The organism is Bacillus xiapuensis (genome assembly GCF_002797355.1).
Lineage (GTDB): Bacteria > Bacillota > Bacilli > Bacillales > Domibacillaceae > Bacillus_CE > Bacillus_CE xiapuensis.
Genome location: NZ_KZ454939.1, coordinates 752,488 through 776,159, shown reverse-complemented (window position 1 = coordinate 776,159; position 23,672 = coordinate 752,488). Strand labels below are relative to the sequence as shown.

Sequence of the window (23,672 nt, the reverse complement as noted above, 5' to 3'; positions counted from 1 at the left end):
AGATTAGTCGGCTGATATATGAACGGTTTCTGTCGTTCATTCACCGCCTAATGGTGAAATATACAATCCCCTTATGGGCGCACAATGCTTTGTTTCACGTCGCCTACCATAAACAAATTGCCTGCAGCTTCTCCGCCTGACGTAATTAATTGAATAATGGATTCTTGAACAAGGTTGACGTCTTGATACTCATCAAGAAGCACCTCTTTAAACTGCCGCTGATAGGATATTGCCGCTTCAGACGGCTTGAGCGAAGAATCCCCTTCACCGCTCGTTTCCTGCAGAATCTCCAGCGCAAAATGCTCGAGATCTCCAAAATCAACAAGCCCTTTTTCTCTTTTGAGTGATTGATATTTTACAGAAAACTTTTGCACAAGCTCGGCAAGAGCAGCCACCACGCCTTTCATGTTTCTCATATCGCGCAAATAGCTTTCCGGCTTGCGGGAAAAATAATCTTCCTTTATGGAATCGACGGTTTTCTTCATTTGTTCTCGCATTTCTTTGGACTTTTGTACAAGATCCGGCAAATATTCCTCGCCTTTACAGGATTTCAGCCGGGAAAACTTTACCTTCTGCATTTCATTATATAGCGTTTGCCAAGAAGAGACCGACGCGCGCAGCTTGTGAACGATCTGCAAATCTTCTTGAAAATTTTCCGCTCTTGGAGAAGGCCCACCAGGCCATGCAGTCATCTCCAGCAGTTCGCGGAGAATGGCCTCTGCTCCTTCAAGCTGAAGATCCAGATCCAATTTCAGGTCTTCCATAAACGGCAAGCTGTCGATGTCTGTTGTTTCTTCATCCACATCATACATTTGCGGCAAATTTTTGAGCCATTCTTCCGGATGGGGATGCGATTTGGCAAAATCATATAACCGGCCAACGATTGTCTGCAATTCAGCGTCGCTGCGGTCATTAGAAAAGGTATCAACCAGCCGGTAAAATTCTTCATTTTCTTCCTTCCCGTATTCTTCTTCAAACAGCTCCTCGATGGCTTCATCCCGAAGCAAAGCGGCCTCTGCTTCATCGGCAATCCGAAACGATGGGTCAATATCAATTAAGTAATAATATTTGCGGATCACTTCCAGACAAAAAGAATGAAGCGTAGAAATAGAGGCTCTATTTAATAGGCTTAATTGCCGGCGCAAATGCTTCGATACAGGCTGCTGCTCCACCGCTTTCTCCAAGGCGCTGCCTATTCTTTGCCGCATCTCAGCTGCCGCTGCATTGGTAAAAGTCACGACAAGCAATTCATCAATATCAACCGGCTCATCTTCATTTAATACTTTCTGAATAATTCTTTCGACGAGAACCGCCGTCTTGCCGGATCCTGCCGCTGCTGCGACCAGAATGTCACGCCCGCTGGCCATAATCGCCTTCCATTGATCATCTGTCCAAGTCACCCCTTCAGGCTTTTCAGGAATAACTAGATTACTCATGCTCCGTTCCCTCCTCGCTTAATTTCTTAAAAATCTCCGCCTCTTTCTCCGGGACAATCAGCCGGTAATGATTCTCCTCGAGCGTTTCGTCAAACTGACAAACAGACCGGTAGGAACAAAAATCACAAGGAGTGCGCTTCTTGTATTGATAAGGAACAATATCCACCTTCCCTGAGACGATTTCATCCCCCGATTGCTGATACAGCTGGCGGACATGACGGCGCATATATTCAAACTGCTGCCTGTTTGCTACTTTTGAATTTTTGGCCAGCTTGCCATCCTTTTTATTAATTCCGGCAGAAATGATTTTAGAGCTGCCTGTTTCAAGGGTGGTATCCATTAAGCGGACCACTTCTTCTTCTCCCAGAACAAGCCCCTTCATTTTAAAGCTTTTGAAAATTTCTTCCTCAATTTGCTCAATCGTCATGGCTTTTTTGCTGTTAATCATCGGATTATGAACATGAAAATACAGCACCCCTGCCGGATGAGCCTTTTCGCCGACAATCTGCGGTGAGTACGTTAAGATAATGTCTAAATAAGTTAGCATCTGCAAAGCGAGGCCATAATACATTTCAGTCAAATCCAGTTCATGACCGCTGGATTTATAGTCGATGACGCGCAAATACACTTCGTTTTCTCCAGCTGCTTTATCCACGCGGTCAATCCTTCCTGCCAGAGCCATTTTTGTTCCGTTCTTCAGCGTAAAAGTTAACGGCGGCAGTTCAGCTCGCGGACCAAAGCCAAGCTCAATGCCTACGGGGGAAAACCCGCTTGCCCGAGCTTGCCCGCTTAAGACATAGGAGGCTCTTCCAATAATTTGTTCCAGCTTGCGGCTGATATAAAGATAGCGGTTCGAGCTTAATAAAATTTGATTTTGCAGTTTGGGTGCTAAATGAGCGACCGCTTCTTTTGCAAAATGCCAGCATTGTTTTTGGGTTAGATTTGCCCAATTCAATCCGCGTTTTTCTATTTCTTCAGCAATCCATTTCAGCGCTCCATGAAAGAGATCCCCAATCGCCGGCGCCTGCAGGCGATAAATGTCACGCTCTCTTAATTTGAGACCGTGAGTGGCGAAGTGAGAAAACGGGCAGCTATTAAACATTTCCATTCTCGATACACTGGCAATCACCTCTTCTCCGTAAAGCTCCCTGCTGACTTTGTCATCCAAAGGAGTGGCTTCATTCTTATAAAACAAGCTGGACAGCACCATAGAGGCCCTTTCTTTCTCTCCCGGTGTATGGATATAAAAGTTATAAACATCCCACCAAAAATCATATATAGGATACTGAAGCTTCTTAAGCTGCAGCTGAGCCGTTAAATAAGACAGGGTGGCACTAGGATGACATACGTACTGCAGCGCCTCATCCTCTCCTAATTCAGATGGATCATTCACCAGCCATCGTTCTTCTGCGGAGGGGAACATCTCCTTCAGCCGTTTAATAAAAAGGGAAGGATACAGCGCCTTGCCTTCCTCATCAGCCAGCGGATAAGAAATATACAGACGGCTCGATGGTGTTGTAAAAGCTTTATAAGCGATAAATTCCTCATCAAGCAATCTCGTTTTGCTGTTTGGCGCCAGCTTCATTCCGCTGTCGAGAAGCCGCTGACGATCCTCATCAGCCAGCATGCCTTCGTCTGTCATTTTTGCCGGCAAAACCCCGTCATTAATGCCGATAACAAAGGCTGCCTCCACATCGGCAAGCCGCGATAGTTCAAGCTGGGCAACAACCACTTGATCCACAGCTGGAGGCACTGTCGCAAACCTCATCGCTTCTAACCCAGCATCCATGATCGTTGTGAATTTCTTCACCGTCATGGATTCATCACCCAGCACTTCCACGTATTGATCAAGCAGCTCCATCACTGCGTTCCACGCCTGATTATGCTCTCGCGCTGTTAGTAAATCTCCTCGCTCCTCCGCCTCCCGGCTAAGTTTTTCAAGCTTAGTCGGAATTTCCAGCTCCTCCAAATAATAATAGAGCGCTTCACAAAAGTCTTTGCTCACTTTCGCTTTTTTCAGCCGGCGCGCTAAGCGGAGAACCGGTTCTGTAATGAGCCGTTTCATCTCATTTAATTCTGTTTCAATTTTTCGCTCTTCATCTGTTTGAACATTATTGACTTGCTCCAACCCGCGATACCGTCGATAGCTCCACTGTTCGCCGTTCGTCCAGCGGTCTCCTTTCACACCGAAGGCCAGCACATAGTTCTCTAAGCGGTCCATTTTTTCACGAAGCCGCTCCCAATTCTCCTTTAAAGGAAATAGCAGGTCTGTTTTTACCGCGCGGAACACCGGCTCATAGCGCCATCGGCTGCCAATGATCTCAAGCGTGGAACGGATAAGCTCAATCAGCGGATGATCTAACATCGAATATTTCCGGTCTATATAAAAAGGGATCTCATAATCATGAAAAACCGTTTCAATCACCTGCTGATAATCTTGCCCGTTCCTTACTAAAACAGCCATTTGCTTATAGCGGCGTCCTTTTTCACGGGCCAGTCTTCTAATTTCTCTGGCCACTCCTTCAATCTCTGCCCGCCGGTTTGCTGCCTGCATAATGAGGACAGGCGCCGGCTTTTCATAGACTGCTTGCGGACGATATTCGAAAGTTCTCTCTAAATGAATAAGCCCTTGCTCACTGTATCGCCGGGGCAAGGTCAGCAAGAGATCCTCTTCAACAGCAACGCCGCTGTTCTTCGCCAGTTCATAAATAATCGAATACGTTTCACCCGTCATGCGAAATAAATGGGTTTCTTCAGGAGGTCCCGCTCGAAAAGAAGTATCCGCCGTTAATGCCACCGTCACGCGTTTGGCATGCTTCATGAGCTGAAGAATCACCTCATATTCTTGGGGAGTAAAGCTGTGGAAGCCGTCAATATACACATCTGCCTGCTGGATATAAGCGGAGGAAGCCGCCGCTTCCGCTAACAGCCGCAAATAATCTTCCGAGTCTACATATTTGCCGATCAGCGCCTCTTCAAAATCGCTGTAGATTGCTTGAAGATCCTCCAGCTTATCAGCCAATGCGCTGGAGCTCCCGCCGCTTATCATCTCTTCCTTCTTCTCCGCAAGCTCTTGCGGCGTTACACAATACCGTTTAAATTCCGTCAGCATTTCTTCCACTTGACTGATGAATCCATTCTTATCGGCCGCTTTGGCGAAGATTTTCAATTCATCCTTTTTATCTTCAATGATTTTCCGTATCAGCATATTTAGTCCGGAAGCGGTAATATGCTGTCTGCTGATGCCTCCGCTTTCTTGCAGTACGCGCCATGCCAGCCGGGTGAAGCTGTATACTTGAGCGCGAATCATCCCGCCAAGCTCGGGATCGGCCGCTAAATGATATTCAGATAAATAGGTCATCTGCTCCGGCACTAAATAAATAATAGGCGTTTGCTCCGCTGGATTTTCTTTTACGGATTGTTTGATCTCTTGAAAAATATAATTGGTTTTTCCGGTGCCTGCCCGGCCGAGTATAAAGCGAATAGACATGCGTTTTCCCTCCATGAAGACTAGTATAACGAAACAGCTGATTCAACTTATATTCCCACTATAATACAGATCATACGTTCTGTCATCCAAAAGAGAAAATGACCGATGACCGCTTGCTGCCGCCTGCCCTGCCAATAAAGCCAGCCTTCAAACAGCGGGGGTTCTTTCATTTCCCGTTGCTGAAAAAAAGAACACAGGCTGCCATCTGCATCATGCAGGCATGCGGATGCCGTAATTCTCCCGCTTAGACTTTTGGCTTGCCGCTTCATCCTGAAGGCCGGATAAAAAAAAGAGCTGATTTCCAATCAGCCCTCAATGCCCTCTTTCTTTTGTTTCTTGTTTATTTAACCGAGCTTCCATCTGTTTCCCGACAAACCATAAAATAAAGATCACTCCTGCCACGACCGCCGTTCTCACCGGTTCTTTAATTAGAGCGGTGACATCATAGCCGATAAAGCTGATGGTAAAGATCATAACCACTTTACCGGTCATAACAGCCAGCAAGTATTGAGTGATGCTTATATTCGATAATCCTGCCACAATATTGACAATTGCAGAAGGGGTAAAAGGAAAACACAGCAGCAAAAAAACCGGACCAAATCCGTGGCGGTCGACCCAGTCCATTAACTTCTGAACCTGCTTATGCCGTTGCAGAAAATGAAGCAGCCGCCGCTGCCCAAAATTCCTCACCAAAAGAAAAACTAGAAAAGCGCCGGTCACAGCTCCTCCCCATGACAGCAAGAAGCCAAACCATAAGCCAAACGCATTCACATTTGCTAATACAAAGGCAAAGAGCGGCAAAAACGGCAAAAACGCTTCTAGCATCGGCAATAGAAATCCGGGGATCGGTCCAAATGATTGATAGCGTTCGATTAAATCTTGTACATTTTCTAATGTAAACCATTCGCGGATTGTTTGAAGGTCCATAACGTCAATTACCCCTTATAAAAGCTCAATATCACTCTCCCTATTCTACCACAGATAATGGCCTGAATCGTTAATAATACGCATCCATTTCGTCCATGCTAAAGAAAAATCCCCTTGCAATTTCTGTTAAGTTTCTTTAAAATAAGAACATATGTTCTCTTTATAGGAGGAGAGTTCAATGACGAGAATACCGGAGCAGGAACGCGACTTGATTGAAAAGACGATCTATTTGCCGATGGTACTGACCGTATTGAATAGAGATAAGCAGCTGATTGAGAACAGCTCCTTTAAATTAAAGAGCCCCTACTTAGAGTGGATCAGCGAAACGATGAACGCCGTCCAGCGCGATTTAACCGCCGCTCGCAGATCTATGCAAAGGCAGCAGATTCGCGTCCAAAAACTCCAATCGGATGAATCATTTACTATGTATCTGTTTTTATACAAGGGCTATGAAGAGCAGCATAATTATTTTAATCCCCGGCTGAGAAACGGAGTAGAGCAATTAATGAAATATTATTTATACGGACGATTCCAGCAGCAATAGCCCGCTCATTCTGATAAAGGCTCATAAAAACAGCAGGGGGCTATCTCAAATTTATTTTCGAAGAATAATTAACAGAAAATTATTAATTTTTTGTTGATTATTCTTTACAAATCGCATATAATAAGAAAAAGGTATCAGAGGTGATGAGAAATGGAAAACAACAATTATTTCGCTGAGATGATGAAGTCGCCGATGCCGCATGAGCAAGAGAGGAGCGCCGCCCTTGTCTACATCGACGAATTGCTGAACGAGATTCTTTTTAAGCAAGAAAAACAAAGATTAATGGCGGCCATTGATCAGTCTCTTGATCAAAACGATCGCTCTGCCTTTATTCAATTATCCAATCAATTAATTCAATTAGAACAATCTTTTAAATCCTGACTTCCTTCTTTACCGGAAACCTCCTCTTTCACTCCTCTTCGTTGCCTTAAGGGCTTGGAGCTGACTGCCCTTAAATGCCCGGTTCCTTCCTCGTACCGAAAGAACCGGCGCTTAAGGGGCCGTTGGGCTTTTTTTAAGTGCTTTTCCCATCTTTCTCTTCTTTTTTGCTTTCATCCAATGGATAGGTCTCAATCGTGTATAATCTTTCCGCCATGGAAGGATGGCTGTAACGGAAGATTTTTACGAGCAGCGGGGGCTTCACCTCTGACAGCCCTTCTTTCGCCAGCTTTTGAAAAGCGCTGATGGCCGCTTCTTTATCCCCCGTCATCTCAATCGCATAAGCATCCGACTGCTTCTCTTCAAATCTCGATACCATATTAGATAAAGGACTGGATGCAAAACCTATTAGAGAGATGAACATTAACAGCAAAGGCAGCGTCCGCAATTGAGACCGCTTTGTCATCTTCAGCTCCCGCCCGTATTTTCCAATAAACCTCTCCGTCAATACAGCCGTCAGCCAAAATCCAAAAAAGGCGAGAAGCAGATAGAAGATCATGCCCACGTAAATATGTTTCTTTACATAATGCGCCATTTCATGAGCCATTACAAACAATATTTCATCCTTCGATAGCTTACTTAGCATCGTATCCCATAATACGATTCGGGCATTGCTTCCAATTCCGGTGACGTAAGCATTCAATGCGCGGGTTTTGTCAGACATATTCACTTCAAATACATGACTGGACGGAATATCAGCTTTTTCAGCAAGAGAGAGGATTTCCTCCTCCAATTCTTTATCCTTCAGCGGATAGAAATCATTGTAAATCGGATCAATAATGACAGGCTGTACATACATCATAAAGACTGTATACGGAACAAATAATCCCCATGCAGCCAGCCACCATTTTTTCTTAAACTTTCTCATCAGTCCGTACAAAACAAAAATGAGAATCGTCATAATGCCGTAACCGATCCAAAAGTCGATGAGTTCGTCCCTCATCCATTGGGCAAAAGTTTGAGCGGAGATCCCATAAGCTTTAGAGAAATGAAAGCCAATATATTGAATGGGAAATGTGAGGACCGCTGTAAACAGCGCCAAATAAAATACATAGGCAGCCGTTTGGATAAATGAAAAACGTGCGGTCTGCACTGCCCATTTTTCAAACCATCTAGATAATCCAAATAACACAATAAACAAATACATCAGCCATTCCAGCGGCGCACTCAAAAAATACAGCAGATTCCGAACCTTGGAGTATTCCGCACTTAGCTCCTGCTCCTCACCGCTTAAAAATCCTGCTGGATCAGCACTTGTCCCTTTATAAATAGAAGGAAGCGGCTCGGTTCCCATCCCATATAAATAATAATATATGCCGCCTGCAAAAAGTAAATAGCCCAAAACGGCATACAAAGTCCATTTTTTCCTCACTTGTCTCACTCCTTCCCCCTTACTATATGTAATGCCCATTAAAAGAAATTAGAACAGAAAATACAAACTGGATAGCTAGCCGTTTTATTCCAAACAAAAAGAAGCGGTTGACTGTTTTGCTTCTTCAGTCAACCGCTTCTTTCTAATCATTAATACAAAAGCTCCGCAAATTGCTGCTGGGTAATGGCGCCAAAATAGTGAGCAACGTCCACTGACTGCAGAGCCTGAACAATGTCGCTCCTTTCATATCGGATACCCGTCAGCTTCCTTTCCACTTCTTCCACATCTCCCGCTCCGAAGAAATCCCCATAAATTTTGCAATGGTGTATTCGGCCTTTTTTGATATCCAGACGAATATCAATGAGGCCGGCGGGAAAACGATGCGAACGCTGAATATTAAAAGCAGGAGATTTTCCAAAGTTCCAATCCCAATTGCTGTATCTCGACCGGGAAATGTCCTGAATGTTATTCCAATCCCCCTCATTCAGCCTGTACTCAGGAACCGATTCCTCTCCTTTAAATATCGCATGCAGCAGAAACTCGCGAAACTCCTCAACTGTCATATCACCCGTTATTAAATCTTTAATATTAGCAACCCGGCTGCGAATTGATTTAATGCCCTTTGATTCAATTTTGTCTTTTCTTACCTTTAAAGCCGAAACGACGTCGTCCATATTGGTATCAAACAGCAGAGTTCCATGGCTGAACATCCGGCCTTTCGTGGAGAACTGGGCATTTCCGGAAATTTTATATCCATTGGCCAGAATATCATTCCTTCCGCTGAGCTCTGCTTGTACGCCCAGCTGATGCAAGGCGGTGATCACCGGTTCTGTGAACTTCCGAAAATTATGAAAGCTGTCGCCGTCATCCTTTGTAATAAAGCTGAAGTTCAAGTTGCCTAAATCATGATAAACGGCTCCGCCTCCTGACAGACGGCGGACAATATGAATGCCTTCTTTCTCCACGTAGTCGATATTGACTTCTTCTATAGTGTTCTGATTCTTTCCAATAATAATGGACGGTTCATTCACGTAAAAAAGCAAATACGTTTCGTTAATATCTAAGTATTTCACCGCATATTCTTCAATAGCTAGATTGATGCGCGGATCAGTAATCCCCTTGTTGTCGATGAAAAGCATAATGACCCTCCATTATAATCCGATTTCTAAATCTTGCTTCGCCATTAATACTGTACCATGAAATTCTGTTTCCGCCTCATCTTTTAACTTCCAAAGCTCGCCAAAATGCGGCAAATGCGTTAGCACGAGTGTCCGCGCCCCAGCCCGCTGCGCCAGCCGGCCCGCTTCAGTGCTCGTCATATGCCCGGCCTTCTTTGCATCCATTCCGCTGTAGAAGCTGCTCTCACACAGCAGAACATCGCATCCTTTAGCAAATGGAATCAATTCCTCCCGGTAAGCGGAATCCGCTGTATAGACAACCGAGTGCCCTTTAGAAGAAATCCTCATAGCAAAACACGGCACAGAGTGAGCCGTCCGTAAAAATTGAACAGTGAATGGACCAATGTTCAATTGGTCATCGGGCTGGTATGCTCTTCCTTCCGTTAAGTCTTTGTATGTAAGTGCAGAAAAGCCAGCGTCTTCTTTATGGCCATAAATCGGAAGAAGCCGCTCCTCTTTGCATAAATATTTATGAGCAAGCAGAGCATGCTGAAGCACGCCGATATCGGCTATATGATCCGCATGATAATGAGAAAGCAGCACAGCGTTCAACCGTTCTGGTTTTGTGTGATTTTGCAACTTCGATAATACCCCGCTGCCGCAATCCACCAGCAATTGAAATTCATCTTCTTCAAATAAATAACCCGAGCTTGCTTCATTGACCTTAGGGTAGCTGCCCCAGCATCCGATAATTGTGACGTTCATGTCCAGTCCCCTTTCTCATATAGTTCCTGTTTTCATTGTATTCCCGATTATTCTTCACTTCAACTCATCAATTTTTATAAATTTTCAAAAAACGGTTGACGCCCTTCTTCTGTTATAATACAATGTGAATATATTAAATATCAGTTATATAACAAAAAGGGAGGCGCTACAAGTGGTTCAAAATATTGTGGATTTTTTCAAAAATCTTCCCGCGAAACAATGCTCCAAGTGCGGCTCTTACATCGATGAACAGCATGAATGCTACAGCAATTTTTGCGAGGAATGCACTGGGATAAAGGATTTGTAAGCACACGGCACCCTTCCAATTTCAGACTATGAGCGCATCAAACAGAAAGGGGCTGCCTAATAAGTCCCTAAAATAAAAGAGGTGGGGCTGTCCTCAAAAGTTGGAGTCACCGACTTTTGGGACAGCCCCTTTTTACTTTCCGGATCAATTACAATTCGAACTATCTTACATTCTTTTCAATAAATTCAAAAAGACCTGGAATCTTCGCGAGTTCCTCATTTTTTAATTTAATAATAATTTTTTCTTTAATTTCCTGCGCAAGATCTTCTCGATGCTCATAGCTTGCTTGCAGCAGCGACTTTTTAATTTTAGGTTCTAGCTTTTCGATAATTGAAACAATTTCTCTGTTTTCTATTTTTAGGCTACTATTTCTCATTAATATCCAACCTCTCTCGAATCTTCTTTATGGCTGCTTTTTTCTGCTTAGACACCGCCTGTTGTGATATTCCAAGAATCGAGGATATCTCTTTCTCTTTTTTATCTTTCACAAACATTAAATACAAAATCCTCTTTTGTTTATTCGTTAATGAACTCACTGCACTATAAACCTTTTCATCTGTTATGTAGTCTTCTAGTTGATTCATCGATAACTCTTCTTGACTATTGTCCTCAATCAAGTCAATTAATCTTATTTCTGATCCTTCAACGTTTTTGTCCAGTATCAATGAAAATCGCTCATGGTTTTGTCTGATTTTTTGATCAAAATGGATCGCTTCAAAATGGATTAATTTACTTAAATACGAAATGGTCTTTACTTTAAAGTAAAAAGACTTAAATCGTGTGTCCAGCTGCAATCTAACGTTTTCGTTCCGTGTTTCTCTATATTCCCTCAATAATGATTGGTTCACTTCGCAACGAAAAAATTCTTTTAGAATTGGATTACTATTAAGTATGGACAAGACCAATTTTGATTTCATCAACACACTCCCATCAAACATTTGTTCGTTGTTTAACTAAAAAAAAGAGTTGTTTCCTTTCTCTCTCTATACATAAAGGAACCATAAGGAGAAAAAAAACAACCTTTAGAAAAATTTTTTATGATGTATCTATTATATCCTAGTATTTGCCTTCGTTATAATTTACACCCACTTTTTTCTGCATTTTATAATAAATTAATTCAATTAGATAAAATTAGGTTAAGATAAAAGAAAGGAGGGATCTTGATGAAAGATAAACGAATTCTGCCCAGCATTATTATCCTGATATTTATAGGGTGGCTTGTGTATATGTTTATAACTAGAGATGAACGCTACTCAGTTTCTTATGAATTACCTATGGGTTTTAAGGGGTGTGCCATTGTTGTATATGATGTAAAAGATGCACCAGCATTAAAGATAAAAAACCAAAATATTACCTATAGGTTTAATGATGAAGGGGTCCTATATACATCTTCCCCATACGATTTTGGCTGGGAAGGAGAAAACGGCTCTGGATTTCATGATACCACCTATGCGTATGTAGATGAAAAAGGAAAAAAAGTAAGTGAACTCTCAACTGAAGATATTATAGGTCATAACCACGGTTCTTATGAAAATGACAAATTTCAAGTTGAATCTTTCGGAGTGAAAATTGAGGATGGTAAAGATATTTGTCTAAATAAGATCGAAAGGTTGTTAAAATAGTTATCATTCCCCCTTTATCTAATATAAGTTGCGCAGCTTATAAAAAAAGATAAAGGGGTTTTTTATTTATGGCCATTGTAGAGCTTCGCCTAAAAACTTGGATTCCACAAAGTAGAGTCGTGTTTTTCGCTAACGAAGAAGGATCTGTCGTCTTTCACGGCGATGGCCGCAATGAGAGTTTTTTGTCTGATAAATACCGGACACATCAAAGGTTTCGAATTAATACAGCTGGTAACTATGGGGTGAAAGCCACAAAAAACACTGGATATACAATTAAAGAACGATTAGATGCACGCGGGAAGTTAATTGACAAAGATACAAAAAAAGCTCCTCGCTCGGACTTAACGTATAAGAAACGCGTAGTCAATGGGATTTTATATCTGGATTGTGTTTGTCACAGTAAAAATCCATTTATCCCTTACGCTCCTGCAATTGATTACAAGTTTACTATAAAACTTACCCGTTCAGGCCATATCCGAATTACCGGTAATCACGATGGATTCCCTGGGTATGAGCTTTGGAGAAAAATTGGAGACCAGAAACCTCAACTCATTTGGTCACATAATCCACGCAAGACTGGGGAAACAATGGGATCACTGTATCCACCTATGGAACACCCTGTAAATGTTGGAAAAAGAGCGTAAATGAATATGGGGAGCCAATTTGATTGGATACATGCACTGGGGAATGTCGGCTTCCCCATCATACTAGTGTTTTATTTGCTGAATCGATTAGAAAAAAGTTTTAAACAGTTGGAAAACACAATTGAGACGCTTATCAGTGAAATAAAGAAGAAAACCTGATATTGTCATTGCATATTTCTGGCTGCAACTTAGACGAGATCACTACGGCAAACCCAAAAAACCGATTGCTCACATAGCAATCGGTTTTTTTAAAATTTTAACCATTCACTTAATCTAACAATAAAAATCTCATGCTTTTGAGACTCCCACGTCTAAAGACGGTCTGCGACCTGTGTGGGCTTTCTTGTTCGGAAAATCTGTAATTATCTCTTCTAATTACCTGATAAAAGGCATGCTCGATCCGTTTCACTTCTTACCGAATCCTTCGAGATCTTCCATTTCATCCAGAAGTGCTTCAATGGCTTTGTTCATGAACATCGTTTTAAAACCGCGCCGTCCGTTAGCTAGTTTATCCAAGCGTTCCTGCAACGACTTCTCAAATAGAAATGTTGCCCGGTTATGTGTTTCCTCAACGGTTTTTTGTTGCTTTTTTCATAGTAGGCATTCATAATAATGCTCGTTACGTCTTTGATCGTTTTAGGGGAAGTCGTGTTGGTTTCATCTCAACAGGCTGTTTCGGTACACCCTCTTTTATTTATTAGTGCTGGTGATCATCCGAAGTCTTTTCTTCTTTTTTAGGTGCTGCTGCCTTGCCGACAGTGATGGCCGCTTTTGGCATTGTATGCAGCCCGCGAGCTGTCACATGCACTTGCACGTAATATACGCCATCGGCTTCGAAGGCTTTTTTCGCTGTATAGCGGCCTTTTCCAATTGACTTAGCCTCAATCATTTCACTGGATTCTTTCTTGCCGTCCCGCCACACTTCATATTTCACTTCGTCCGCATCACTCACTGCTTCAGCTCCTTGTGTGACCTTAGTCTGGAACTTTACTTCTTCATCAACGTCCGCTTTATCAGGCACCTGCAGATCAGCTGCCAGCGGCTTCGGCGCACCGTTTTCTTCTTTCTTTGGTTCTTTGGCTCCACATGCACCTAACACCAGTGCTGCACAAACCGCTATGATCATGAAAAATTGTTTATTCATTTTAACCACTCCTTATAAATCATCCATATCTTGAAGCAAAGGAAATTCAATTGTTACCGTTGTCCCCAGGCCATACTCACTCTCAATCATAAGCCGGCCGCCATGACCTTTTACGATATTCTCAACAATCGACAGCCCTAAGCCCGTGCCGCCATCCGATCTTGTGCGGGCTTTATTCACCCGATAAAACCGCTCTGTAATCTTCTGTACATCTTCTGCCGGTATGCCAATGCCTGAATCGCACAAGGCCATAATCGCTTTATCCGCCTGCTTAGATAGCCGCAAGTGAATGCGCCCTCCTTCTTCTGTATAACGGAGCGCATTATCAATCAAATTCACAATCACTTGCTCTAACCGCCCCTCATCCCCTTCTATAATAATTTGATGATCAAGCTCTTCTGTAAGCTCAATCTTTTTTTGTTTAGCAGCCGGTTTTAACTTGTCCAGCGTTTGGCGAATGGTTTCGGCCAGCGGCAGCGGAACCCTTTCTAACGCAGAGGAATCGCTCTCAAGCTTAATCAGCTCCATTAAATCATTTACGAGTCGTTCCATCCGCTTCGATTCTCGCGTAATAATGTGAAAGTATCTTTCTCGTTCTTCCTCTTCTTTCACCATGCCGCTTGAGAGCGCCTCGCTGTATCCTTTTATGTAGCTTAACGGCGTCCGCAATTCGTGAGAAACCGTAGCCAAGAATTCTTTCGTTCGTTCATCTTCTTTATCAATCGACTCGGCCATGCGGTTCAAGGTCTCAGCCAGCTGCCCGATCTCATCCTTGGCGGGAACCTTCACCCTTGTTGAAAAATCCCCCTCCGCAAGCCTTACAGCAGCCGTCTTCATTTCTTCAAGAGGCTTGGTTAAATACCTCGCCCACTTGAGCCCGATCAATAATAAGATAAACAGAAAGAATGCGGCTCCTGCCCCCCAGTAAATCGTCAGGTCTGCCGTCAGCTCTTTAATATTCTCCAGCGGCACATACAAATAAAGAATGCCTTGAAGGCGCTGTTCTTCAAGCAAGGGCATAATAACAGAAACAACCTGGCGGTCAAAGCGGGCCACATAGCCCACTTTCTTAACCGGCTTATTTTTAAGCAGCTGTTCCCGCTCAGCCGGTCCAATCAATGTCTCATAATCAATCTCAAAAGGGATGCAAGCGGCCAGTTCGCGCGGGTTTCTGACAGCAAACACTTCAAAACTGGCTTTCTCATTATACCAGTTTACTTGCTGGATAAATTCATCTGTCAGATCGCCGCCTTGATAATCAAGCGCCAAGCTTTTGCCCGCTTGCAAAAGCTCCTTTTCCACGCTTGCGACGTACAGTTTTTCATATAAAATATTCGATAACCCATAGGCGAAACCGATACATAACAATAGCGTCGCTAATAGCGTCAGCCACAGCTTCTTTGCAAGGCTCATGAATCCGGTTCCTCAAATTTATAGCCAATTCCCCATACGGTTGCTATCGCTGCTCCTGCTGCTTTTCCCAGCTTCATCCGCAGCGTTTTAATATGAGTATCGACCGTCCTTGTACCCCCGCTGTAATCCTCTCCCCAGATCACCTCCAGCAGCTGCTCCCGGGAAAAGACCCGGCTTGGATTTTTCATCAGTAAAACCAAAAGCTCATACTCCTTCAATGTAAGGGAGACCGTTTGTTGATTGACTCTGACTGAATGAGAATTCAAATCAACTGTGATGCCTGCTCTCGCCATGCTTGTCATCTGATCGCCCTGCTTGTGAAATCTGCGCAGAACCGCCTGAATTCTAGCGGTTAATTCTCCCGGAGAAAATGGCTTCACAATATAGTCATCACCGCCAATTTGCAATCCTTTCACCTTATCCCATTCATCCCCTTTCGCCGTGAGAAAAATAATCGGAATATCGCTTGTTTGGCGGATGTCCTCACATATGTCAAAGCCGCTTTTTCCCGGCAGCATAATGTCCAGTAGCACAAGATCAGCTTTGCCCAAAGCAAGCTCTTCTTTCGCTTCCCTGCTATCCGCTGCCTGGCTCACTGAAATTCCGGCATTCTCCAAATACATGGAGATCAAATGGCGCATATCTTCCTCATCATCCACAATCAAAATATGAGTCATTTCTCTTGCTCCTTCACAAATATCCTAAATGGGCCTTTACCGGTCTGTACCTGCTTTTCAATCTTTAAATGATCTTTGTTTAAATAATAAAGCTTGTCATTATCGAAACCGGCCGTAACGATATGATCATCGATTGCCGCGAGTGTGAAAGGGTTTGCTCCGACTTCGTGCTGCTTCATTTGTTTCTTCCTTTCATTGAACATATACACCATGTTCGAACCGTGGCTGATGACATAATAACGCCCTTGGTGTTCAATGAAATCGACGGGCATAACCGGCGCTTCCACCTTTTGCTTCTTCTTGCCGGTTTCCAGCGAATAAATCTGCACATAGGATTGTGCTTTCTTTCCATGTCCATGCCCGCCAACCCACAATTCTTTCTCCTCTGGCTGAATCATCAGACCGGCAGAAGAAGAGGGGATGGCGAATTCTCTCGAGACTTTTTTCTTCTTCAGATCCACTTCCGAGAGAATCGTATCCTGATAGTTAATCACATAAAGACAGTCTTGATACGCTGCCAGTGACATCGGATATTTCCCCGTTCTGACGATATCTGTTTCTCTCCCTTCCTCATTGTAAAAATGAAGGGAACGATCCTCCTTATTGGCTAAAACAATTTCCTTGCTTTCTTTTAAATAAAGAGCTCCTGTCGTCCCTTCAGGCACCTTCCATTCTTCCAGCAGCCGGCCCTCCGATAAAGAATACAATGCCGCATGATCCAATTGTGTTCCGTATAGCAGCAAGCGATCTTGGTCGGGAAACAAGACACCTCCCGTGAACATCTCTTCCAGCTTCCAATCAGCCAATCGCTCTCCTTGATAATCGATAAAAGTTAAAGAAGAATCCCTTAAATTTAATGTAAATAGATAGCGGTCTTCATGAATGGGCGGAAAAGCGGGAGAACTGCATCCGGAAGCGAGAATCATGACAGCTGCCAGCATGGCAAGTAGACGAGTATTCACATTATTCTCCTTCCATCTGCTTTGCTTTCTATTATAAGAAAAAAATGTGAAATAAATTTGAAAACTAATAAAAAAATGAGGCCGGCTTTAAACAAAGCGGCCAAACCGCAGCGGAACCTCCAATTTAGAAAGAATTCCGCCCGGATTGGAGCGCCCGCAAGCCGTCCCCATTCTATTTATCCTTCTTTTCCTGCCATTACGTGCTCGTTCCCAAATCGCCGTTTGAAGAGCCCTTGGAAGAAGACGATTGTCACTCCAATACAAACAGCAGCGAACAAACCGAGAATCGCGTGATTTTCCCGCATGAAAGCAAAGTCACCGCTTGAGATGACCGCTTTAAATGCGGAAACTGAGTAGGTCATGGGCAGCAAAGCGCTAACGGGCTGCAGCGCATTCGGTATTAATTCCAGCGGAAATGTTCCCGCGCTAGTTGTTAATTGGAAGATCAGAATTAATACTGCCACAAACCGTCCCGGATCCCCCATAATCGTCACGAGCATTTGAACGAGCGCAATAAAGGTGAAACTTGTAATCATGGTTGTCCCTAAGAAAAGCGGAACGCTCTGGACTTCTATTTTCAAGCCCAACAGCAAGACAGCTGCTGCCAATATGGATTGAGCGGTTCCAGCAATCAAAAGAATGCCAAACTTGCCAATAAACCAGCTGTATCCATTTTTCGGACGAGCGGCCGGTTCTCTTAACGGGAAAACAATAGTTAGCAATAAAGCTCCTACAAATAAACCGAGCGAAAGAAAGTAAGGAGCAAATCCGGTGCCGTAATTAGGCACATGGTTCACAGCCTCTTTGTCAACTGTTACCGGATCGGCCATCATGTCATAATTTTCATCCTTTGCTTGCACTGAATTGGCCTTTGCTGCAGCATCCCCAAGCTTGTCATGAAGCTCTTTTACGCCTTTTTCAAGCTCTGTTGTCCCATTGGCGAGTTCGCTTGAGCCTGCAGCCAATTGGCCGGTTCCTTCTGACAGCTTCTTCGAACCGTCCTTTAACTGATTCAGTCCTCCTTGTAAGGATTCAGCCCCCTCAGCCAGCTTGGCAGTACCGTCTTTCGCTTCACCTATTTTGCCGGCGACGCGTTCCATGCCGCTCACTAGCTCACTTTCGCCGGAGCGCAGTGCTTGCGTGCCGCCAGCTAGCTGATCACCGCTTAAAGCAAGCTTATGAACACCTGCCTGCAAAGTTTTCTGGCCTTTTTGGAGATCATTCAGTCCGCTGTTTAATTTCTGCATATTCGGCGCTAATTGGCCATTGATGGCGCCGCTTAATTCCTTGGAGCCCAAGGCAAGCTGCTGGCTTCCTGCCTTCAATTTGCCGATTTCGCCTGTTATCCCTTGTACCAGCTCCTTCTGCTGATTCGCCACATGCTGCTTTACCAAAGCGATTTGATCTGGCGTTAATGTTTGCTGCAATAATGGCGTCGCTTCTTCCAGTTGCTGCGTCATGGATTGATTGATTTTGGCAACCAATTGCTGCTCCAATTGACTGAGCCCATTATTCAATTGCTCAGCGCCGGCAGCCAAACCGCTCGCCCCTTTCTTGAGTGCCGGCAGCTTTTCCTGAAATTGCTGGACGCCTGCCTGCGCTTGGGCCATGCCGGAAGTCAATTTCTGCATATGTCCGTCCACAGCATGAAGCCCGTTTTGCATCTTGGATATCCCAGCAGCCAGCTCTCCTGTTCCGGACTGAAGCTCTTTGCCTCCAGCAACCAGCTGATTCTGACCGGAATGCAGCTGCCCCAATCCGGAGTGCAGCTTAGCAGCACCAAAAGCCAGTTCGCTTGAGCCCTTTCCTGCTTTAGTCAGTCCTTGCGTAAATTGAATGGAACTTCCAGCAAGCACTGCTAAGTGTTTTTTAATCTTGGCAGCCCCTTCTGTTAACTTACCCGTTCCTTCATCCAGCTTTCCGGCTCCGCTGCTAGCCTCTTTGAAGCCCTTACCCATTTTCTTGATTTTAGCGAACATCGTTTCAGAATATGTCTTCGTAATCTTTTTTTGCAGCGCAGCGCGAATTTCTTTCATCGCGGTGTCTCCCATCTGTGAAGAGAGAAAGTTAAACCCTTCATTTGGAACATACTTCAGTTCCAGCTTTTTCGGCTGCTCCTCCAGTAAAGTCGCTGCGTTGCTTGAGAAGTCAGCGGGGATCTCTATCAGCATATAATATTTCTGATGTTCTAACCCCCGTTTCGCTTCCTTCTCGTCTATAATCCGAAAATCAAATTCATCACTTTTTTTTATTTCCTTTTCGAGCTCCTTGCCTAGCGTCAGTTTCTCTCCTTCTAAGTCAGCACCTTGATCATGATTGATAACGCCAACCGGCAGCTCTTTTAAATTTTCGTAGGGATCCCAGAATGCCCACAAGAACATCCCTGCATATAAGAGCGGAATCGTGATTACCGCCAAAATAGGCACTAAAAGCTTACGATTATGCAAAATTCCCTTCATTTCAGCAATGAATAATGACTGTCTCATGGCTTCCTCCTATCATTAGAATTATTGACCATAATATTCATTTGGTCATTCGGGTAAAAAAGAAAAGGAATCACCTTATTTGGATAATCCCTCTAATAAATACAGTTCGAACAAATGAGAAATTTCCTTTTCATTCAGCGGCTCCTTGCGCTGCTCCCAGTCAAAGATCAATGAAACATACAGCCTTAACATAATAAATGCTGTCACTTCTGGATTGCATTTCTTAATTTCCCCCGCTTGAACCGCCTGTTTTACTTTTTCTGTGATGAAAGAAAGGATCGCATCCTCCATCTTCTTCATCACCTCGAGAACAGCAAGAGTTCCCATCTCTTTCCCTTCCTGAAACAGCTTAATCGTTAATTGATGATCCTTTCTAAACTTTAAGATTTGAAAGAGCGCCCGGTGAACGTTTTCATGAAACGAATATTGCGGGGCGGTTGCTTTCTCCGCTGCCTTGCGCATTTCTGTAATCAAAGACTGCACAATCTCGTTGAATAGCTCTTCTTTATTGCTGAAAAAATTGTAAATTGTTCCTTTTCCGACATTCGCTAATTTTGCCACTTGATCCATCGTTGTTGCTTTGTAGCCAAACAGCGAAAAGGATTTCGTCGCTGCTTCGATAATTTGCTGCTTACGGTCAACCGACATGCGCTCCCTCCTTTGGATTGACCAAATGAAGAATTCAGTCAATGTGTACAAATAGTAATTTACTACAAATCAGCAGGCCTGGCAAGCCTTCCTCGAAGCCATAAAAAGGAGACAGCCAGCAGTGCGGTCTCCTTTCTCTTAAAATTGCAGATAATCAAGCACTTTCCGTACAGCTGCTTCCCCTTGGTCGATACAATCCGGCAGTCCGACGCCAGCGAATGAACTCCCGGCAATAAATAGGCCCGGCAAGTCTTGGTTCATTTGTTTCCTCATCTCAGCCAGACGCTCCTTATGCCCGACGGTGTATTGCGGCATCGCTTTTTCCCAGCGGCTGACGATTGTGAATTCCGGCTGCTTTGGAATATCCATCGCTTTGTTTAAATCCTCCATCACAATATGCTCGATTTCGGCATCAGATAATTCCACTACCGTTTCATCGCCAGAGCGGCCAATATAACAGCGCAGCAATCCCTTGCCCTCAGGCGCTGTATGCGGCCATTTTTTATGCGTCCAAGTGCAAGCTGTTACCGTAAAGTCGCTATTTCTGGAAACGACGAATCCCGTCCCGTTCATATTCTTTGCCATCGCTTCTTTCGGAAAAGCCATAGCGACTGTGGCCACCGATGTAGCTGCCATATCTTTTAATTCAGCGAAAAAACTGTACTGAGGCATCATAGCAGGCAAAGTAGGATGCGGAGTGGCAACGACCACGCTGTCGGCTCGGATGGTTTTGCCGCTATTAAGCGCTAAATGATAAGCGCCTTCCGCTCCCATTTCAATCTTGTCTACCCGCGTTCCCTTTAGGACAGAGCCCTCCTCCAAGTTTTCTTCAATGGCTTCCACTAATGTTTCCAATCCGTTTTTCAACGTCATAAACGCACCCGCATCCTTTCCTCTCGCCTGTTCCGATGCAGACATGGTTCTTGTCATACCTATTAATAAACTGCGATAAGTCTGCTCCAATTCATAGAATCGCGGAAAGGTGGCCATTAAGCTCAGCTTGTCTATATCGCCTGCATATATGCCGGAAAGCAGCGGCTCGATTAAGTTTTCAACCGCTTCATCTCCAAGACGTCTTCTGAAAAAGCGTCCGAGAGACTGATCGGATTGCGGATGTGATTTTGGCAGAATGAAATCTGCACAGGCTCGGATTTTCCCTGGTATCGTGAAAAGACTAGACGTTAGAAAGGATGATAATTGTGTTAGAATCCCCATACTGGTTTTTCCAGGCAGGGGATGAAGCTGGCCGTTGGCGATCACATAGGAACGGCCGTTAGCACTGGTGACAAGCTGATCGGATAAGCCGACTGCTTCAGCAAGCCTCGCCGCACTGTTTTTGCGCGCTAGAAAAGAATCCGGACCTCTTTCAATAATAAAGCCATCTTTATGGATGGTTTTAATTTTTCCTCCGAGACGAGGTGTGGCTTCTATTAACATGACCGTGAGCGGAAGACTTTTTTCCTTTGCTTGCTTTTGCAAATAATAAGCTGCTGTGATTCCCGTAATTCCTCCGCCAACTATAACTACCTTCTTCGCTTCTTCCAACACTGTAACATCGCCTTCTTTATCTAATAATCCATTTGCTTATATATGCTTCATAATAACATTGGCCAGCGCTTCGATAAACTCCGGCTGAGCATTCGGCATTTCGGGACGGTAATAGCTGGCCCCAATTTCCTTCGTGACGGCTTTGCATTCATAGTCATTGTCATATAATACTTCTAAATGATCTGACACAAATCCCGCCGGCACATAAATAAATGCCTTATACCCTTCTCTTGCATGCAGCTCTCTCGTTAAGTCCTGCACATCTGGGCCAATCCACGGGTCAGGTGTGTTGCCGGCGCTTTGCCAGCCAATTTCGTAGTTTTTGACTCCTGCCCGAGCTGCAATCAAGTCGGCTGTTTCTTTCAATTGTCCGGGATAAGGATCATTCATTTGAATGATCTTTTCCGGAAGGCTGTGAGCTGAGACAATCAGCACATAGCTCTCCTGCTCTGCTTCTGGCATAGAAGCTACGGTTTCTCTCACCTTTTCTGCCCAATAATTGATAAACTTAGGATTTTTATACCAGCTCTCCACCGCTGCAATTTCTGGCCCGCCCAGTCTTTTTGCTTCTTCTTTAGCGCGCCCGTTATAGGATTTCACGCTAAATGTTGAGAAGTGCGGAGCAAGCACAATCGAAACAGCTTGTTCCATGCCGTCTGCTTTCATCTGTTGAACAGCATCTTCAATGAATGGTTCAATATGTTTTAAGCCTAGATACATTTTAAATTCAATGTCCTCTTGTGTGGCATTCAAATACTGCTCCAGCTTTTCGCCTTGTTTGCGTGTAATAGCAGCAAGCGGAGATATGCCGCCGATCGCTTCGTAGCGGGAACGCAAATCCTCCAGCATTTCAGGTGACGGTTTTCGTCCTCTTCGTATATGGGTATAGTACCGCTCAATATCTTCTTCTTTATACGGCGTGCCGTACGCCATTACTAATAAACCCATTCTTCTTTTTGCCATGTCTTTCACCTCGTAGTCATCATTCTAAGCGCAGGATTAGGCATCTGCTCCTTTTTTATATTTCAGCCTCATGACTTATTCCCGTTTGCCGGCACTATATTCGTGAATGAAGGCTGTTAATCGCTTCAATGTTTCCGGATTGACATCAGGAAACACTCCATGCCCCAAATTAAAAATATGGCCTGGCTGAGCTAAGCCCTGATCTAAAATAGCCTTCGCGCGCTCCTCAATAACTTCCCATGGCGCCAGTAAAATAGCCGGATCCAAATTGCCCTGTACCGTTTTTGTTATGCCCATCGCTCTCGCTTCTTGAATCGGCAGCCGCCAGTCAAGGCCTACGACATTGATCGGCAAGTCATGCCATTCCATCGCCAGGTGGCTTGCTCCGACACCGAACATGATTAACGGCACATTTAGTTCGCGTAATTCATTGAAGATTCTTTCCATGACCGGTTTAATAAATAAACGGTAATCTTCGACATTCAATGCGCCGACCCAGGAGTCAAAAATTTGCACCGCGTGCGCTCCCGCCTTCACTTGGGCGCGCACATATGTAACCGTCATCTCAGCCAATTTATCCATTAAAGCAAACCAAGCATTAGGTTCCGCATACATAAATGCTTTGGTTTTATTGTAGTTTTTCGATGGCCCTCCTTCGATCATATAGCTTGCTAAAGTAAAGGGAGCGCCGGCAAATCCGATTAACGGTACATCAAGCTGCTCTTGTGTCAGCAGCCGAATTGTTTCGAGGACATAAGGCACGTCACTTTCAGGATCCATTTGTCCCAGATTGTCCACATCCGCCAAAGAACGAATAGGCTGGTCAATAACCGGTCCGATCCCGGATTGAATTTCAACCTTCACACCGATTGATGGAAGCGGTGACATTATATCTTTGTAAAGGATTGCTGCGTCGACATGATACTGCTCCACTGGCAGTCTAGTCACATAGGCGCACAGCTCCGGTTCATGAGTAATTTCAAACAGCGAATATTTCTCTTTCAATTTACGGTATTCCGGCTGAGAACGTCCTGCTTGGCGCATATACCATACCGGTGTATAATCTGTTTTCTCCCCTCTGGCCGCTTTTAAAAAAGTATCATTTATGGTCCTCATATTGATTATTCGTCCACCTTTCATCCTGCAGAAGTCACTATCTGTCATTATA

22 protein-coding genes and 1 pseudogene are annotated in these 23,672 nt (G+C 44.2%); 6 read left to right on the top strand and 17 right to left on the bottom strand.

Going from position 1 to position 23,672, the window contains the following annotated elements:
- Positions 1-77 precede the first annotated feature (77 nt).
- The 3 genes and pseudogenes from CEF20_RS03900 to CEF20_RS03885 all read right to left on the bottom strand — a co-directional run.
- Positions 78-1,436 (bottom strand): annotated as a pseudogene (locus tag CEF20_RS03900) (UvrD-helicase domain-containing protein); the annotation flags it as partial.
- Positions 1,429-4,926 carry a helicase-exonuclease AddAB subunit AddB gene (gene addB, locus CEF20_RS03895; protein ID WP_100330557.1) on the bottom strand — a complete coding sequence of 1,166 codons (3,498 nt, stop codon included), beginning with the start codon at positions 4,924-4,926 and terminating at the stop codon, positions 1,429-1,431. The pseudogene CEF20_RS03900 and the gene addB, both read right to left, overlap by 8 nt.
- Before the next feature lie 312 nt (positions 4,927-5,238).
- A complete protein-coding gene (locus CEF20_RS03885) occupies positions 5,239-5,853 on the bottom strand; it encodes a TVP38/TMEM64 family protein (RefSeq protein ID WP_100330555.1) in 615 nt (204 codons plus the stop codon).
- Positions 5,854-6,031: 178 nt separating this feature from the next.
- Here CEF20_RS03885 and CEF20_RS03880 point away from each other — a divergent pair, with 178 nt between their 5' ends.
- Both CEF20_RS03880 and CEF20_RS03875 read left to right on the top strand, forming a co-directional pair.
- Positions 6,032-6,397, top strand: a complete 366-nt coding sequence (locus tag CEF20_RS03880; RefSeq protein ID WP_100330554.1) for a YhjD family protein — start codon at positions 6,032-6,034, stop codon at positions 6,395-6,397.
- A gap of 150 nt (positions 6,398-6,547) precedes the next feature.
- Entirely contained in the window at positions 6,548-6,778 is a 231-nt protein-coding gene (locus CEF20_RS03875; RefSeq protein WP_100330553.1) for an IDEAL domain-containing protein, read from the top strand.
- A 133-nt stretch (positions 6,779-6,911) separates the two neighbouring features.
- Here CEF20_RS03875 and CEF20_RS03870 read toward each other — a convergent pair whose 3' ends face one another.
- The 3 genes from CEF20_RS03870 to CEF20_RS03860 all read right to left on the bottom strand — a co-directional run bounded on the left by CEF20_RS03870 (position 6,912) and on the right by CEF20_RS03860 (position 10,090).
- Complete coding sequence (locus CEF20_RS03870) at positions 6,912-8,207, bottom strand: M48 family metallopeptidase (protein WP_232713362.1); 1,296 nt, start codon at positions 8,205-8,207, stop codon at positions 6,912-6,914.
- A 149-nt stretch (positions 8,208-8,356) separates the two neighbouring features.
- A complete protein-coding gene (locus tag CEF20_RS03865) occupies positions 8,357-9,346 on the bottom strand; it encodes a lipoate--protein ligase (protein ID WP_100330551.1) in 990 nt (329 codons plus the stop codon).
- A 12-nt stretch (positions 9,347-9,358) separates the two neighbouring features.
- Complete coding sequence (locus CEF20_RS03860) at positions 9,359-10,090, bottom strand: MBL fold metallo-hydrolase (RefSeq protein WP_100330550.1); 732 nt, start codon at positions 10,088-10,090, stop codon at positions 9,359-9,361.
- A gap of 172 nt (positions 10,091-10,262) precedes the next feature.
- Between CEF20_RS03860 and yhfH the strand changes: the two genes are divergently transcribed.
- A complete protein-coding gene (gene yhfH / locus CEF20_RS03855; RefSeq protein WP_100330549.1) occupies positions 10,263-10,397 on the top strand; it encodes a protein YhfH in 135 nt (44 codons plus the stop codon).
- A gap of 160 nt (positions 10,398-10,557) precedes the next feature.
- Here yhfH and CEF20_RS03850 read toward each other — a convergent pair whose 3' ends face one another.
- Both CEF20_RS03850 and CEF20_RS03845 read right to left on the bottom strand, forming a co-directional pair.
- A complete protein-coding gene (locus tag CEF20_RS03850; RefSeq protein ID WP_100330548.1) occupies positions 10,558-10,773 on the bottom strand; it encodes a hypothetical protein in 216 nt (71 codons plus the stop codon).
- The gene (locus CEF20_RS03845) at positions 10,763-11,245 is read right to left on the bottom strand and encodes a sigma-70 family RNA polymerase sigma factor (RefSeq protein ID WP_232713360.1); all 483 of its coding nucleotides are present in this window, start codon (positions 11,243-11,245) and stop codon (positions 10,763-10,765) included. Before CEF20_RS03845 ends, CEF20_RS03850 begins: the two co-directional genes overlap by 11 nt.
- A gap of 315 nt (positions 11,246-11,560) precedes the next feature.
- On the opposite strand from CEF20_RS03845, the gene CEF20_RS03840 reads away from it, so the two are divergent.
- The 3 genes from CEF20_RS03840 (at position 11,561) to CEF20_RS03830 (ending at position 12,822) form a co-directional block, all read left to right on the top strand.
- Positions 11,561-12,019 (top strand): DUF6843 domain-containing protein, encoded by a 459-nt coding sequence (locus CEF20_RS03840; RefSeq protein ID WP_100330546.1) that lies wholly within the window; start codon positions 11,561-11,563, stop codon positions 12,017-12,019.
- A gap of 68 nt (positions 12,020-12,087) precedes the next feature.
- Positions 12,088-12,663 (top strand): DUF3238 domain-containing protein, encoded by a 576-nt coding sequence (locus tag CEF20_RS03835; RefSeq protein WP_100330545.1) that lies wholly within the window; start codon positions 12,088-12,090, stop codon positions 12,661-12,663.
- A complete protein-coding gene (locus CEF20_RS03830; protein ID WP_332849191.1) occupies positions 12,664-12,822 on the top strand; it encodes a YvrJ family protein in 159 nt (52 codons plus the stop codon).
- 538 nt (positions 12,823-13,360) lie between these two features.
- Here CEF20_RS03830 and CEF20_RS03825 read toward each other — a convergent pair.
- The 9 genes from CEF20_RS03825 to hemE form a co-directional block, all read right to left on the bottom strand.
- Positions 13,361-13,807: a FixH family protein gene (locus CEF20_RS03825; RefSeq protein WP_100330544.1), complete on the bottom strand. Its 447-nt coding sequence runs from the start codon at positions 13,805-13,807 to the stop codon at positions 13,361-13,363.
- A gap of 12 nt (positions 13,808-13,819) precedes the next feature.
- Positions 13,820-15,220, bottom strand: a complete 1,401-nt coding sequence (locus tag CEF20_RS03820; RefSeq protein ID WP_100330543.1) for a sensor histidine kinase — start codon at positions 15,218-15,220, stop codon at positions 13,820-13,822.
- Positions 15,217-15,897, bottom strand: a complete 681-nt coding sequence (locus CEF20_RS03815) for a response regulator transcription factor (RefSeq protein WP_100330542.1) — start codon at positions 15,895-15,897, stop codon at positions 15,217-15,219. Before CEF20_RS03815 ends, CEF20_RS03820 begins: the two co-directional genes overlap by 4 nt.
- Complete coding sequence (locus CEF20_RS03810) at positions 15,894-16,859, bottom strand: YncE family protein (RefSeq protein ID WP_157796185.1); 966 nt, start codon at positions 16,857-16,859, stop codon at positions 15,894-15,896. Before CEF20_RS03810 ends, CEF20_RS03815 begins: the two co-directional genes overlap by 4 nt.
- Before the next feature lie 176 nt (positions 16,860-17,035).
- Positions 17,036-19,345 carry a YhgE/Pip domain-containing protein gene (locus tag CEF20_RS03805; RefSeq protein WP_100330540.1) on the bottom strand — a complete coding sequence of 770 codons (2,310 nt, stop codon included), beginning with the start codon at positions 19,343-19,345 and terminating at the stop codon, positions 17,036-17,038.
- Positions 19,346-19,420: 75 nt separating this feature from the next.
- On the bottom strand, positions 19,421-19,993 hold the full coding sequence (locus tag CEF20_RS03800; protein ID WP_100330539.1) for a TetR/AcrR family transcriptional regulator: 573 nt from the start codon (positions 19,991-19,993) through the stop codon (positions 19,421-19,423).
- Between the two features lie 138 nt (positions 19,994-20,131).
- A complete protein-coding gene (gene hemY / locus CEF20_RS03795) occupies positions 20,132-21,541 on the bottom strand; it encodes a protoporphyrinogen oxidase (protein WP_100330538.1) in 1,410 nt (469 codons plus the stop codon).
- 36 nt (positions 21,542-21,577) lie between these two features.
- Positions 21,578-22,504: a ferrochelatase gene (gene hemH, locus CEF20_RS03790; protein ID WP_100330537.1), complete on the bottom strand. Its 927-nt coding sequence runs from the start codon at positions 22,502-22,504 to the stop codon at positions 21,578-21,580.
- A gap of 75 nt (positions 22,505-22,579) precedes the next feature.
- The gene (gene hemE, locus CEF20_RS03785; RefSeq protein WP_100330536.1) at positions 22,580-23,620 is read right to left on the bottom strand and encodes a uroporphyrinogen decarboxylase; all 1,041 of its coding nucleotides are present in this window, start codon (positions 23,618-23,620) and stop codon (positions 22,580-22,582) included.
- Positions 23,621-23,672 lie beyond the last annotated feature (52 nt).

Coding starts and splice junctions, on each gene's coding strand:
- addB (WP_100330557.1), bottom strand. CDS start 4,926: ATGTCTATTCGCTTTATACTCGGCCGGGCAGGCACCGGAAAAACCAAT.
- CEF20_RS03885 (WP_100330555.1), bottom strand. CDS start 5,853: ATGGACCTTCAAACAATCCGCGAATGGTTTACATTAGAAAATGTACAA.
- CEF20_RS03880 (WP_100330554.1), top strand. CDS start 6,032: ATGACGAGAATACCGGAGCAGGAACGCGACTTGATTGAAAAGACGATC.
- CEF20_RS03875 (WP_100330553.1), top strand. CDS start 6,548: ATGGAAAACAACAATTATTTCGCTGAGATGATGAAGTCGCCGATGCCG.
- CEF20_RS03865 (WP_100330551.1), bottom strand. CDS start 9,346: ATGCTTTTCATCGACAACAAGGGGATTACTGATCCGCGCATCAATCTA.
- CEF20_RS03860 (WP_100330550.1), bottom strand. CDS start 10,090: ATGAACGTCACAATTATCGGATGCTGGGGCAGCTACCCTAAGGTCAAT.
- CEF20_RS03850 (WP_100330548.1), bottom strand. CDS start 10,773: ATGAGAAATAGTAGCCTAAAAATAGAAAACAGAGAAATTGTTTCAATT.
- CEF20_RS03840 (WP_100330546.1), top strand. CDS start 11,561: ATGAAAGATAAACGAATTCTGCCCAGCATTATTATCCTGATATTTATA.
- CEF20_RS03835 (WP_100330545.1), top strand. CDS start 12,088: ATGGCCATTGTAGAGCTTCGCCTAAAAACTTGGATTCCACAAAGTAGA.
- CEF20_RS03830 (WP_332849191.1), top strand. CDS start 12,664: ATGAATATGGGGAGCCAATTTGATTGGATACATGCACTGGGGAATGTC.
- CEF20_RS03825 (WP_100330544.1), bottom strand. CDS start 13,807: ATGAATAAACAATTTTTCATGATCATAGCGGTTTGTGCAGCACTGGTG.
- CEF20_RS03820 (WP_100330543.1), bottom strand. CDS start 15,220: ATGAGCCTTGCAAAGAAGCTGTGGCTGACGCTATTAGCGACGCTATTG.
- CEF20_RS03815 (WP_100330542.1), bottom strand. CDS start 15,897: ATGACTCATATTTTGATTGTGGATGATGAGGAAGATATGCGCCATTTG.
- CEF20_RS03805 (WP_100330540.1), bottom strand. CDS start 19,345: ATGAGACAGTCATTATTCATTGCTGAAATGAAGGGAATTTTGCATAAT.
- CEF20_RS03800 (WP_100330539.1), bottom strand. CDS start 19,993: ATGTCGGTTGACCGTAAGCAGCAAATTATCGAAGCAGCGACGAAATCC.
- hemH (WP_100330537.1), bottom strand. CDS start 22,504: ATGGCAAAAAGAAGAATGGGTTTATTAGTAATGGCGTACGGCACGCCG.
- hemE (WP_100330536.1), bottom strand. CDS start 23,620: ATGAGGACCATAAATGATACTTTTTTAAAAGCGGCCAGAGGGGAGAAA.